11 protein-coding genes are annotated in these 12455 nt (G+C 42.7%); 2 read left to right on the top strand and 9 right to left on the bottom strand.

Annotation, left to right across the window (positions count from 1 at the left end):
- The first annotated feature begins 13 nt into the window (after positions 1-13).
- The gene (locus KHM83_RS12940) at positions 14-562 is read left to right on the top strand and encodes a gamma carbonic anhydrase family protein (RefSeq protein ID WP_213237446.1); all 549 of its coding nucleotides are present in this window, start codon (positions 14-16) and stop codon (positions 560-562) included.
- Positions 563-634: 72 nt separating this feature from the next.
- Here KHM83_RS12940 and KHM83_RS12935 read toward each other — a convergent pair whose 3' ends face one another.
- The 7 genes from KHM83_RS12935 to KHM83_RS12905 all read right to left on the bottom strand — a co-directional run bounded on the left by KHM83_RS12935 (position 635) and on the right by KHM83_RS12905 (position 9284).
- Positions 635-1300 (bottom strand): hypothetical protein, encoded by a 666-nt coding sequence (locus tag KHM83_RS12935; RefSeq protein ID WP_213237445.1) that lies wholly within the window; start codon positions 1298-1300, stop codon positions 635-637.
- Between the two features lie 82 nt (positions 1301-1382).
- Positions 1383-1838, bottom strand: a complete 456-nt coding sequence (locus KHM83_RS12930; protein WP_213237444.1) for a hypothetical protein — start codon at positions 1836-1838, stop codon at positions 1383-1385.
- A gap of 33 nt (positions 1839-1871) precedes the next feature.
- The gene (locus KHM83_RS12925; protein WP_213237443.1) at positions 1872-2726 is read right to left on the bottom strand and encodes a VIT1/CCC1 transporter family protein; all 855 of its coding nucleotides are present in this window, start codon (positions 2724-2726) and stop codon (positions 1872-1874) included.
- A 171-nt stretch (positions 2727-2897) separates the two neighbouring features.
- On the bottom strand, positions 2898-4130 hold the full coding sequence (locus KHM83_RS12920) for an SLC13 family permease (RefSeq protein ID WP_213237442.1): 1233 nt from the start codon (positions 4128-4130) through the stop codon (positions 2898-2900).
- Positions 4131-4556: 426 nt separating this feature from the next.
- Positions 4557-5882 (bottom strand): sigma-54-dependent transcriptional regulator, encoded by a 1326-nt coding sequence (locus KHM83_RS12915; protein ID WP_213237441.1) that lies wholly within the window; start codon positions 5880-5882, stop codon positions 4557-4559.
- Between the two features lie 12 nt (positions 5883-5894).
- The gene (locus KHM83_RS12910) at positions 5895-8066 is read right to left on the bottom strand and encodes an ATP-binding protein (protein WP_213237440.1); all 2172 of its coding nucleotides are present in this window, start codon (positions 8064-8066) and stop codon (positions 5895-5897) included.
- Between the two features lie 285 nt (positions 8067-8351).
- Positions 8352-9284 carry an alpha/beta hydrolase gene (locus tag KHM83_RS12905; RefSeq protein WP_213237439.1) on the bottom strand — a complete coding sequence of 311 codons (933 nt, stop codon included), beginning with the start codon at positions 9282-9284 and terminating at the stop codon, positions 8352-8354.
- 256 nt (positions 9285-9540) lie between these two features.
- On the opposite strand from KHM83_RS12905, the gene KHM83_RS12900 reads away from it, so the two are divergent.
- Positions 9541-9993, top strand: a complete 453-nt coding sequence (locus tag KHM83_RS12900; RefSeq protein ID WP_213237438.1) for an Rrf2 family transcriptional regulator — start codon at positions 9541-9543, stop codon at positions 9991-9993.
- A gap of 41 nt (positions 9994-10034) precedes the next feature.
- On the opposite strand, the gene KHM83_RS12895 is transcribed toward KHM83_RS12900, so the two are convergent.
- On the bottom strand, positions 10035-11042 hold the full coding sequence (locus KHM83_RS12895; protein WP_213237437.1) for a TRM11 family SAM-dependent methyltransferase: 1008 nt from the start codon (positions 11040-11042) through the stop codon (positions 10035-10037).
- A 14-nt stretch (positions 11043-11056) separates the two neighbouring features.
- A complete protein-coding gene (locus KHM83_RS12890; RefSeq protein ID WP_213237436.1) occupies positions 11057-12388 on the bottom strand; it encodes a glutathionylspermidine synthase family protein in 1332 nt (443 codons plus the stop codon).
- Between the last annotated feature and the right edge of the window lie 67 nt (positions 12389-12455).

Here is a 12455-nt window from a genome sequence, read left to right as displayed (position 1 = left end):
TCAAGGAGGTCTTATGACTTATGAATACAAAGGGGTTCGCCCAACATGCGATCCCGAGAGCTTTATTGCTGACGGCGCACGCGTCATCGGACGCGTCACACTTGGCCAATACAGCAGCGTCTGGTTTAATGCCGTACTTAGAGGCGATGTCAACGCCATATCCCTCGGTGCCTACTCAAACGTCCAAGACAATGCCGTCGTACACGTTGCCGATCATCTTGAAGCGGTCATTGGTGATTTTGTCACCATTGGCCACAACGCCGTCATCCACGGCTGCACCATTGAAGATCACTGCCTCATCGGCATGAGTGCGACGATTTTAAATGGCGCCGTTATCGGCCGCGGCAGCATTATCGCTGCCGGTGCAGTGGTTAAAGAAAATGAAATCATCCCGCCGCATTCATTGGTTGTCGGCATTCCGGCACGCGTCGTAAGACAAGTACCGGGTCATATGGATATGATCCATGCACAAGCCGTGAAGTACAAAACACATTGGACTGTCAATTATGGTTTTCTAAAAGATGCCGGCGGCGAAATTTATCATGGTGAAAAAATATTATAAGTGTTTAATGATAAAAAGGTTCATCGCTTCGGTTTTCGCCGTTGCAATGAACCTCTTTTTTGTCATTTTTCATCAAAGCATCGCCATAACGCCGCCGATCACGGCTTTTACAACAAAGAACCCGACAATGAGACCACCTGTTAAAATAAAATTAGCAGCCGTCGTCTGTTCAACCCACGGCGCACCATCTTGATTAATATAATAATCATTCCTGAGTGCCAGTACCATATCAAGCAAATGCAAGAGTATCATAAACACGACGACATAATTAAAGACTGTCTTCATCTGAACCAGCGCCGCATCAATGACAGCAACAAACTGTGTCGGGTCAAAGAGCACATCCATAATGGTCCCGTCAATCACGCGAAGGCCAAGCTGCGCGATGGCAATAACAAAGCACAGAAAAACAAAAAATTTAATCATAAATCCGAAAATCCAACGCCCGATAGAGGATTCACCAAGCAGCATGCGCTTTGCGAGATGCCATGTATTGATGTAGTTTGCATTGTAGGAGATAATGGAAACCTTCGCGATATCATCACTGCGAAGCTGTCGAACTTCATGCTTTGTCTCGAGGAGCATGGTACTGCCCGCCGCTTTGGCAAGCGCCAGATACTGGTCTCGCTCCTCGCGGTCGATGCCTTCCACATGCAGCACTTCACCATATTTCATGTGTATGCTCAATGCGTAAAGCGTCTGCATGCTCCTAGGCTTTTCAGCCTTTTTTCTTTCAGTCATTTAAACCTCCAAATCGTAATATTATTAATTACCCAATGTCGATAACATTACCCAAACATTCATCCTGCGTCCACTTTATACACTATAGGCTTTTCAGCTTTTTAACAAAATCGCCCTTCTCTTCAATTAACTCACTGAGTACATAATAAGATACCGAAGCCGCAACAACTTCGTTGACAACCATCCGTCCCTGTATATCAATTAAAAGTGCATACAGACTTTCTTCGAGTGCAATAACGAATGTCATAAAATCATGCCGTGTCTGAATATCCGGCGCAATCATTACATTTGAAAACTGATTGACCAAAGAAGAAATTTTGTCATAAGTCCCAAAATCAATAGCCCCTGCCATTTCATTTGTAATATTGGCAATAATCGCCTGATAGTGTTCGATATCTTTATCAATCTGTTTCACGATAATGCGAATGACCAATTGCAGTCCTGGGTCTTCAACGCGCTGACACTGCTGTTCATAGATTTCCTTTTTCCTTACGGAAAGCCCAATGGCCTTCTGGACGACATCTCTAATATCATACATATTGCTTCCTCCCCAGATTCTGTCTTTCTACCATTATAATTCGAATCCAAAGACGACTTTAACGACAACACCAATAAGAAAAGAAATCAGCGAAACAGTCAAACTTATACCGGCCATCTCAAAAAAACGTCGTTTAAACGGCAAGTCCTTTGCAACAGAAATATAATAATTAAATCCAAAAATAATCAACACCGCTACCACCAGCATCGTTGCTAAGCTGATATACGGATTTCCAATGAGCAGGTATGGCGTGATCAACAATATAACCGTAAATACATAGGCAATCCCCGTATAAATTGCCGACTTAAGTGCATGTTCACTTTCACCCTCCTGACGTGTTGATAAGAACTCAGATGCCGCCATGGAAAAGGATGCGGAAATACCGGTAATAAGACCTGTCAATGCAATGATTTTAGCATTTTGAAACGCAAATGTATACCCTGCCAGCGCCCCAGTTAACTCTACGAGGGCATCGTTTAGACCTAGGACAATCGATCCGACGTAGTTGAGCCGTTCTTCGTCCAGCATATCAATGAGTGTCTTTTCATGACGTTCTTCGTCTTCAATAATGGCCTTTAAAAGCGGATCATCATCGTAGAGCTCCTGATATTTTGCTTGTTGGGCATCCTCTGCTTTTTCCATTAGCTTAACGCTAAAGGTAAATCCCAGAAAAAAACTGATCACTGCATAAAAATTAATCAGCAGCCAGTTGGGTTTTAGTTCGCGCTGCGTCTGCGCTTTGAGCCGATGATAGTGGTTTAACTCATCCTTGCTGATCTTGAGCAAGATGTCTTTATTGTGAGCATCCTTAATACGGCCTGCTATTTTACGGTATATATGATGTGCATTTATTTCGTTTTGCTGTTCAATTAAATACTCCGGTTTCATAAAAGCCTCCTATGCCTATTTTAACTTTTTTTAATCTCCTTCGCATCCGTTATTAGAAAATATCATACCAATTTAATGAAAAAACCTCGATCGCATTTGACCGAGGTACCAATAAAGCATTGGATTTTAGATTGGGTATATAAAAATTTACGGTTAACAAAGTCACAGCGCTTATCGATATAAACCGATAAAGCCTAAAAGTGCTGCAAAGAGAATGGATCCAAAGCCGAGTGCCAAGAGCTTTGCAAAGAATTTCTCTTTGTCAACGCGATCGGTGGAAGATGCCATCGCAAGTGCACCAAGTGTTGAGAGCGGACTATATGTGACCACATGTGCACCGACGACGATCCCTGAGATCAGCGACGAAGCAGTGATCGTGCCGCCCATTTGTTCAACAATACCATTAACGGTAGGAATCAGCGTTGGCATAACAACGCCTGAAGCACTGGAGACAGATGACATCAGACCACCCATAATCGCCATGATCGCCGGTGCTGTCTGTTTGCTCATAATGCCTGCCAAGAAAGTAGAAAGCGCATCAATACCGCCGGATACCTTCACGACGTTGACTAAAATGGCAACCCCTGCAATTAGGAGTAACGTTGGCCAAGGAACATTGGCAATGGCGTCCTTTTGTACTTTTGGCGATAAGAGCAACAGGACAGCGGCACCAAGAAATGCCGTCATGCCAATATCTTGCTTAAAGATGAGAATGGCAACGATTACAAGCAAAATGACAACCACTGTCTGGAGCTGTTCTTTATTAAATTGAATCGTCGCTTTTTCTTTTGTGGCACGCCCTTTAAGTTTATGACCGCCAAATGCAAAATAAAAAACAATGGCCTGTAATGTCGATGTCAAAATAACGCTTATGAAAATTGGCGTATAATTGGTAACCCCTGCTTCTGCCGCAAGATTGCTCGCAATAATGCCGGAAGGAGACAGCGGTGACAAGCCGCCGGCCAATGAGCCTGCAATAACAATAGTCGCCATTAAAAGGTCTGAAATATCCTCTTCTTTAGCCACTTCCATGGCAATCGGCAGCATCAGCGCCGGTACGACGATCGGTCCCGGACCCGCTGCAGCAATCACAGTACACATGATAAAAAAGAAGATCGGCAGCAGTTTTGTATTGCCCCCGGCCATTGCCGAAACTTTTCTGGCAATGAGTTCAAGAGTACCATTCACTTTTGCAATACTAAAGAGCAGTGTCATGCCCAATAAAATAATGAATAATTTCGTTGGAAAACCGGATACATAGATTTCTTTCGCCGACATGCCGGCAATGTAATATCCGACGACATAGGCAAAAGCGATGCCGACGAGCCCCGTGTTAACCTTTCGCTTGAACCCGATAAAGATTGCAACGACGAGTGCAATCAACGTAATAAGCTGAATGTTCATATGAAACCCCCTCCAAAAAACTTTATAATGTCGATAAATGCAGTGCTTGATTTCTTCCCCTATCACAATAATGCTGTGGAAAGCGGCGCCCTATAACACCTCCCCGCGCCATACTTATATATTTCGCAAATTTGATGCCAGTCTTTCAAACAACATTTGTTTTCCCCCTTGGTTATTGATTTTCCAAAGGTTTGAACCAGATTCAGGTCAATTGAAAACCGCATCATTCGCAACAAAAAAAGTGGCTAAAAATAAACCACTCCGGTCAATTTTCAGCCACTGCCCTGTCAAATATCAATGCTTTATAAAGTTGTTATCTAAATCAACTTGCCTTTTCGTTAGCCATTCCCTTATCGTTGTTCTTGACAGCCATTTCACGATGCACAATATCAATTTCCTATGAAATGATCGCATCCTAATGGCTTTTTAAGGTTTATCAATACGGTATTTTTCCATTTTATTGCGAAGTGTCGTCCTTGAAATACCTAAATCATTCGCTGTTTTCGTAATGTTGTACTGATTTTTCGCGAGGCTCTGAACAATCACTTCCCGTTCTGCATTTTCAAGATTGCCATCCATACCAGTGTTGCTGCCAACTTCAAAAAATACATCTTTAGGCAGGTCATCCACGTCAATGTACCGTCTGTCAGAGAGAATCATAATCCGTTCGATGGTATTTTTAAGTTCTCTGACATTGCCAAGCCATTCATAGGAGGTTAAAAGCGCCATCGCTTCATCTGTCACGCCGATAATGGATGTATTCATTTTCTGCTGATAGTAATCGATAAAATGTGAAACCAGCAGCGGAATATCCTGACGCCGTTGCCTGAGTGGTATAACATTGATCGGAATAATATTTAGCCGATAATAAAGATCGAGTCTGAAATGATCATAGGTGATCTCTTCGCGAATCTTTTTATTGGTTGCCGATATAACCATCGCTTCAAAGGCAATATCGTCTGTACCCCCGACGCGCTTAAACTGTTTGTTCTCAAGGACGCGCAATAGTTTTGCCTGAAGATCAAGATCCATATCGCCAATTTCGTCAAGAAATAGAATGCCGCCATTTGCTTTTTCGAGCAGGCCGATTCGCTGTTCTCTCGCTTCGGTAAAAGCACCTTTTTCGTAGCCAAAGAGAATACTCTCCTGCAACGATTTGGGGACGGCTGCACAGTTCAGCGCCACATAGGGTCGATTACTGCCAAAACTGTCGTAAATGTATTTGGCGATCACTTCTTTACCGGAACCGCTTTCTCCCTGAATGAGAATATTGGTATTGATTCCGCTGTTCACAATGCGTTTAACGGTGTCCTTGATTTGAAGAATGCTCTCATCCGAACCGATAAATCCATTGATGCCTGATTGATCAACTTCGATTTCAGAACGCTTTTGAATAAATGCTAGCACGCTTTCAACCGACTTTTTAATCTCAGACAGCGAAAAAGGCTTTGTGTAGTAATCATAGGCGCCCATTTTCATCGCTTTGACCGCAAGTCTTACCTCACTCATATACGTAATCATAATGACAACCGTGTCAATTTTGATCTGATTAATTTGCTTCAATACTTCAATGCCGTCAATGCCTGGCAATTTAATGTCAATGATGGCAAGTTTGATCGCTTCCCGCTTTAATATTTCGAGTCCTTCTTCGCCTGTTCCCGCCATTAACAGTTCTACGCCTTCGATCTTCGAAAGCTTTAATCCCAATGAATATCGAATACTCTCCTCGTCGTCAATAATCAATATTTTCACGTTTCGCCCCCCCTAAGCCATTGGCAATGATATTGTAAACGTCGTCCCGACGCCTAACTTACTTTCGACGGCAATTTCACCATCCATGTCGCGTATGATTTTATAAGCAATGGATAGACCGAGCCCATTGCCGGATTGCTTCGTCGAATAAAACGGTTCGAAGATATTGTTAATATCCGCTTCTTGAATGCCGACACCCGTATCTCGTATGATAATTTCTACCATTTCCCCGCGCTTTCTGAGCGTAATACTGATGCTGCCCTCATCTCGAATAGCCTGTATGGAATTTTTCATAATATTAATCAGCGTTTGTTTTAAGCCGCGGCGATTGACTTTGATTTCAATATGTTCACTGTCAGAATTTCTGCGAATGCTGATGTTATGATTGATGAGTTCCATTTTCAAAATATTAACTGCTTCATCAACGATTTTGCCAAGATTCACAACAGTACTGCCGCTTTTATTCTGCCGCGCAAAGTTTAAATAGTTTAGAACAATATCATTGAGATCTTTCAGTTCCTTCTCAAACAAATCGAGGATGTGTTCTTTTTCTTCTTCTGTAACGTCGTCGTTTCGGAAAAGTTCCAGCAAATTGCTGAGCCCCGAAAGCGGGTTGCCAATTTCATGAATAATTGATGATGTGAATTCGCCGAGAATGCTAATGCGATCTTCACGTTTCAGCTCTTCATCCAGCATTTTCTCTTTTTCCGTATCCTGAATGAGGAAGACGTAACCGACGACATCTCCCTTCGCATTGGCAACGGAAGAGATGTTGATTCGACAATGAATGGATTCCTGTTGATTGCGAATGAGCACCTGCTCATAGTTTGCGGTATTGTCATTATTTTTCTCATATTCGTCAATAATGCCGCCAAGGTCTATTTTGATCGCCTGCGACAGCGTTTCACAAGGGAAGTGCACGTAGTCGCGCTTCCATAACCCTGTGATGTTTTCAAGCGCATGATTGAATAAAGTAATTTCGCGATTGGCATCAATGGCGAGAACACCATTGCCCGCACTCATCAAGATGTTGTTCAAATACTGCTGTAGGTTAAATTCCCGTTTAATAGACGCTTCCAGTTCGACGACTTTATTGTCAAGCTGTACCGTCATATCTTTAAAGGCATCGTACAGCTCACCGATTTCACCGTTAGACTGATGTTCAAAGAGTGTTGGTGCATAACCGCTATAACTCAGTTTTCGCACTTTACTCACAAGGCTCTCAATCGGAAGTGTGATGCTGTATGCCAGCAACAGGCCTAAAAACAAACTGACAATGACGGTAAAAATTGAAATGGACATCAGGCGATCCATAATTTTCTGGGTATCCTGCAGAATGACCGCTTCACTCTGTTCAACCATAACCATCCACCCGGTGTTCTCCACGTATGTGATGGCTTCGTAATACATCTGACCGTTCTTTTTTGTTTCCCCAATGCCGACGAGCTTGTCCGCAAGCACACCGTAGAGCGATGTCTCCTGCCCTTCTAGTGTAACGGGATTGTCCGCCATATAGCCTATTTGTTCACCATCCGGCAGGGCTTCTGCTGATTCCGGACCGACGATAAGCGCGCCGTAAGAATCAACCACCCAAAAATCGCCGTTAAAATCCCGTTCCTTGTATGCAATGACATTTTTGATATTCTCCAGTGGAATCCCTGCGGCAATCAGCCCTGATATGTTATGATTTTCATCAAAGATAGGGGCTGCCACGACAAAATGCGGCTGTCCCAAAACGCGGCTGATATAGAGCCGACTGATATAGGGCTCGCCGTTTGCCATAATATACTGATAGTAGTCACGATCCGTATACTCATAGCGTTCAATGGCATTTTCATTGATCGGTTTCGAAAAAATAAGCTTTCCATCTTTGTCCATGTAGAAAATTAAATCAAAATAATCGTAGTTGTCATAAATACGCGAAAGCTCTTCTTTGATTTTTTCTTCATCAGATAGACTGTGACTTGAAAAATTACCGGCTGTAACGATAGTCTTTTTTGCACTCTCCAAATAGAGTGCAATTTTTTCGTTAATGGTTTCTGAGATAACGCTGTTCTTGTTTAGCGCCTCATTAATCGAATGTACGCGTACGGTGTGAAGAATGATGAATGAACTGACAAAAATCACCGATAAGACGTAAAGCAATATAACCACCGGTATTCTGATTTTCAAACTTTTAAACACGTGGACACCCCCATCCCATGTCATACTTTAACGCTGCATTTTCCCCCCATAAATAAGATACACGCAGACGCCGTTCATCACTATTCTACCATTAATCTGAATTCGCGACGGTAAATCATTTGTTTTTTGATCTTAATTTTCATAAAAATAAGGGAATAGAATCGATGATGATTCCATTCCCCAGCTTTATAACTTAAGCTAAGCCATTATTCATTTATTCGCAATTGATACATTTTTTTGAGTGATAAGCATAGCTGCTTTTGTGTTTATAAAGCTTCTACACACTTATATCGCTTCAATTACACGTATGCGATCTTGCATTACCCGCTTTGCAACTTGAATGGGCGTTGCATCATACCCATGATTGCATCCCGGATGAACATGCAGCTCAACCGAAACGCCTGCCTGCCAGAGTTTTGAAGCATACTGAACGGTTTCATCTCTGAAGATATCGAGTTCACCAACTTCTAAATAAGTCGGTGCCAATCCTTCAAAGTTTTTATTGCGGGCTGGTGAAACGATGGGCGAAACATGATCACCACCCACGTCATCCCCGATAATTGCGTACCAAGCTGTATAGTTATTGTCGTATGACCACGAAAGGAAAGGCACCATCAGCGGATCCGGTTCAACTGTGCGATCGTCAAGCATTGGGTAAATGAGTATTTGCTTTGCCAGCGAAAAACCTTGATCTCGTGCTAAAATAGCAACACCTGCCATAATCCCTGCACCGCCACTGTCACCGGCAACAGCAATCCTTGTCGGATCAACGCCAAGTTCTGAGGCATGTTCGGCAAGCCAAACACAAGTTGCATAAGTATCTTCTGTACAAACAGCGCCCGGATATTCAGGTGCAAGCCTGTATTCTACAGATAAAAACGGCACACCGCTTTGGCTAACATAATTAGCGACAATAGAATCGTGACCCTCCACACTGCCAAGTATCTTCCCGCCGCCATGTGCATAGACGACAGCAGACCCGGGATTCGATCCCTTTTTTGTATACCATCTAAGATCAATCATCGTACCGTCTTTTACCATAACTGAAAATGACTTTCTTTCCACATCAGGATATTTTGGGGCAACTGCAGCCATCGCATTCCACATCGCACTGTATGTCGCCCGAATAGTTTGCCAATCGCCTCGTTCAATTGAAGTTGCACTTTGTGCACTCTTTGAAAGCAGTGCCTTTATTTCTGGATCTAAAGAAAACGCCATTTCTACCTCCATTCATTGTCTAGGGAATAAAAACTTAAACCAGCACACGCTAAAAATGCGATTTATTTGTGATTTTTTTTGCACATTTAAAGTTTAACCCTTCTGAATTAATTCGTCAATCTATTTGACAATAAATATTTAATTTTCAATTCATCGTTTGGCGTTTCTTGTAGCCTCTATTGCAATTAAAAGTTAATCAGTTTATAATAGTCCTGCACATTTACTTGGTATTATCCCGACAAAAAGGAGCATTTATATGCAAATCGTCACTCAATCCGGTGATTTAGGTCCAAAATGGTTTCATGTGGCATTGAGAGCAATGGCATTAATGGCTGAGTCAGATACAATTTTGAAAAGCAACTATATTGCCGGCTTACTTGGTGAAGATCCAACTGCGGTTCGGAAAATATTAGCCAAATTGATGAAGGCCAAACTGGTTCGTTCCTTTGGCGGACGTTACGGTGGCTACAGCATCACTAAATCTCCTGCAAAAATAACCGTTTTAAGTGTATATCAAGCATTTGAAACACAGTCCACCAGCTATGATTCGGTTCCTTCTACGGGAACGGAACTCTTTATATCACTTGTCATTTCCAAAGCTGAAAATGAGTTTCAGGCCATTCTTCAGGAATTCACTTTACAGGATATTATTGAAAATAAAAGCGATCTTCTAAACCGTGATTCAATACAAAATACAGAAAGCGACTGATTATTCTAAAAGAATATTTCAGTCGCTTTTATACGCGCATTCTATCGTTCACATTTTGCCACAATTATATCCCGGTTGACCGCTTGTTCAACCCAATGTTCAAAATCATCGTAAGGCGCCTCTGTCATCACGTTGTATCCAGCAGCCTTAAACGCATCCACGAGTACTGCTCGATCCAGATGATAGGTGTTATAAGCGACGACCGCAACACCGCCTGTCTTCAGCATCGCATGCCAAACCGGCAGTGCCTTCTGAAGCAGTGTCATAACAACCTTCCCCGAATGCTGAACACCATATGGCAAGTCAGTTACCAGCACATGTGCATGTCGTTTTTTATGGTACAGATTGGACATAACGGTATCACCGCTGGCAAACTGCAAGGAACGCTGTTCACCGGCTTTATAGTGTTCTTTGGTATCCGCCGTCGTGATGGTATACTTCGTCCCATATTGTTTACCGTCTTTGACAATGGTCTGGTGCAGCGTTTCATGTTTATAATGGTGATACTTCAAGTACCGCTTTACATACTGATTCATTTCAACGGCATCTTGTTTGTTGAGTTCTACGCCGGTTGCATGATACCCTACCATCAATGCTTTATAGAGCGTTGTGCCGCGTCCGCTCATCGGATCAAAAACCGTCAGCGGCATATTAAAGTCTCCTGCAAAATCACTGCTAAAGATGCCTATATTAATCATCATTCCGGTAAAAGCCTCATTGGTTTTGCCGCTGTATTTAAGAATACTGGCAAAATCAGATCTCATGTAAGGTGACCAATACGATTCAACAGGTTTTAGCCAATCACCTGAAATTTCAAATAGTGCCAAACGTGAAGATAACCGTTCCAGCGCTGAAAAGACGCGTTCTGACAGTGCTTCTGAAACGTTAAAAACAAAGAGTTCAATGCTGCCAAAAGACTGGTAGCCTTTGGCAATATAAGCCTGACCTATGCCGTTCATCACAATGGCAAGTTCATGTGCCATTAACTTTTCTGTAGCTTCGTCATAGCGGCTGTTTTGATGTGGCAGTCTGAGGATGCCGTAATCCATCTTTTCATATCCTCCTAAAGCGGCAGTGGTTTTGCAACTAGCGATGACAGCGTAAAACCATCGTGCAGTCCTGAAATAATAGCATTGCGTCCAGCGCGTGAATACATGCCTTTCAGCTTGCCATTGTATACGAAAAGTCCCGTAATATGCCTGAATGTCTCCATTTGAAGCGTGCCATCCACTAGCACGGCATTATCGACAAGTGCATACGGGCAATAACGCTGAACAACATAGCCGTTATCATATTTATCTTCAAGGAGCATTGCCCATTCCGATGGCGTATAATCCCTACCGGCACAAACACCTTTCGAAGCATAATAGTCCACTGGCTTTATAATGTAATCGTCTTTCGAATCGATAAACACTTGACTGCGTGTTAAGGGCGCCGTATACGGGACGTGCGCTTTAATAAATGCTTGTTCTTCCTCTGATAGAAAAGGCTGCAAAACAGGTGCATAGAGCAATTCAAAAAAACGCTTCGTGTGAATAATCTGTGTTTTAATCGGGCCAATGAGACATGCAGCGTTGGCCTTTACACCTTTTACAAAATCTTCGAGTTCATCATAGGCGTCCATCAAATCCTTCGTTACAAGGCGGCGATAAATAACATCGATTGCCATTTCCTCCGCCCATAACTGATCATCTTTAAAGGCGAGTGATCGAGCATCAACTATTTTACAAGCATAGCCAGCGCGTTCAAACGCCTCCTTAAACATTTCAAATTCAATTGGACTTCCCTTATCCAGCAAATCTACAATAGCAACATTCACTGGCTTATTGCGGTCTTGTTTGCGATTTGTTTGTATAGAATAGTCCGCGTAGATCTCCGCGACTTCTGAAACCCAGCTGTCAAACAGCTCACATGCTGTCGGCTGCACGTCAAATGAAAAATCACGCATCGCACGTGTATGCGCCAATATCTTACTGAGCTCATATTCTTCATTCATGGCAGAAGCACCATCTGCATTGAGTTCACAGAACTGGTATGCGCCATTACCATAGTAGAAAATATCAAAACGCCCCATTGGCACCTGCGTCTCATAATAATGCGGCAATCTAATCAAGGCATCCAGCTTTTCATCAAAATGGTAAAAGTCTCGAATGCTTTGTTCCTGTTGGTACAGCTTGATGACATGCGCACAGAGCGCCGCCATTGTTTCTGTAGCTTCCTGAAACGTCTCTACATCCTCTGCATCAAAAATTCTCGGCAAATACAAATAGGGAACAGGTTCTCCTTTATAAATTGCTTTGGAATGCTTTACCGCATCCTGTACGGCGTTCGCATCTTCACGATAATTCATCAAATGCGTACGTACCTCATCTATTAACCTCTGTTCGATTTTCAAAATAAGCTCCTCATCATCCGTATCCATTTTTCAATGTTTTATCTCTATAAACAAGCGCATGAATATG

Origin of the sequence: Fusibacter paucivorans (genome assembly GCF_018390735.1) — a bacterium.
Classification (GTDB): domain Bacteria; phylum Bacillota; class Clostridia; order Peptostreptococcales; family Acidaminobacteraceae; genus Fusibacter; species Fusibacter paucivorans.
This window is presented reverse-complemented; position numbering and strand designations above follow the sequence as displayed.

Excerpts from the sequence above, each read along its gene's own strand:
- KHM83_RS12940 (WP_213237446.1), top strand. The coding sequence starts at position 14 with ATGACTTATGAATACAAAGGGGTTCGCCCAACATGCGATCCCGAGAGC.
- KHM83_RS12935 (WP_213237445.1), bottom strand. The coding sequence starts at position 1,300 with ATGACTGAAAGAAAAAAGGCTGAAAAGCCTAGGAGCATGCAGACGCTT.
- KHM83_RS12930 (WP_213237444.1), bottom strand. The coding sequence starts at position 1,838 with ATGTATGATATTAGAGATGTCGTCCAGAAGGCCATTGGGCTTTCCGTA.
- KHM83_RS12925 (WP_213237443.1), bottom strand. The coding sequence starts at position 2,726 with ATGAAACCGGAGTATTTAATTGAACAGCAAAACGAAATAAATGCACAT.
- KHM83_RS12920 (WP_213237442.1), bottom strand. The coding sequence starts at position 4,130 with ATGAACATTCAGCTTATTACGTTGATTGCACTCGTCGTTGCAATCTTT.
- KHM83_RS12905 (WP_213237439.1), bottom strand. The coding sequence starts at position 9,284 with ATGGCGTTTTCTTTAGATCCAGAAATAAAGGCACTGCTTTCAAAGAGT.
- KHM83_RS12900 (WP_213237438.1), top strand. The coding sequence starts at position 9,541 with ATGCAAATCGTCACTCAATCCGGTGATTTAGGTCCAAAATGGTTTCAT.
- KHM83_RS12895 (WP_213237437.1), bottom strand. The coding sequence starts at position 11,042 with ATGGATTACGGCATCCTCAGACTGCCACATCAAAACAGCCGCTATGAC.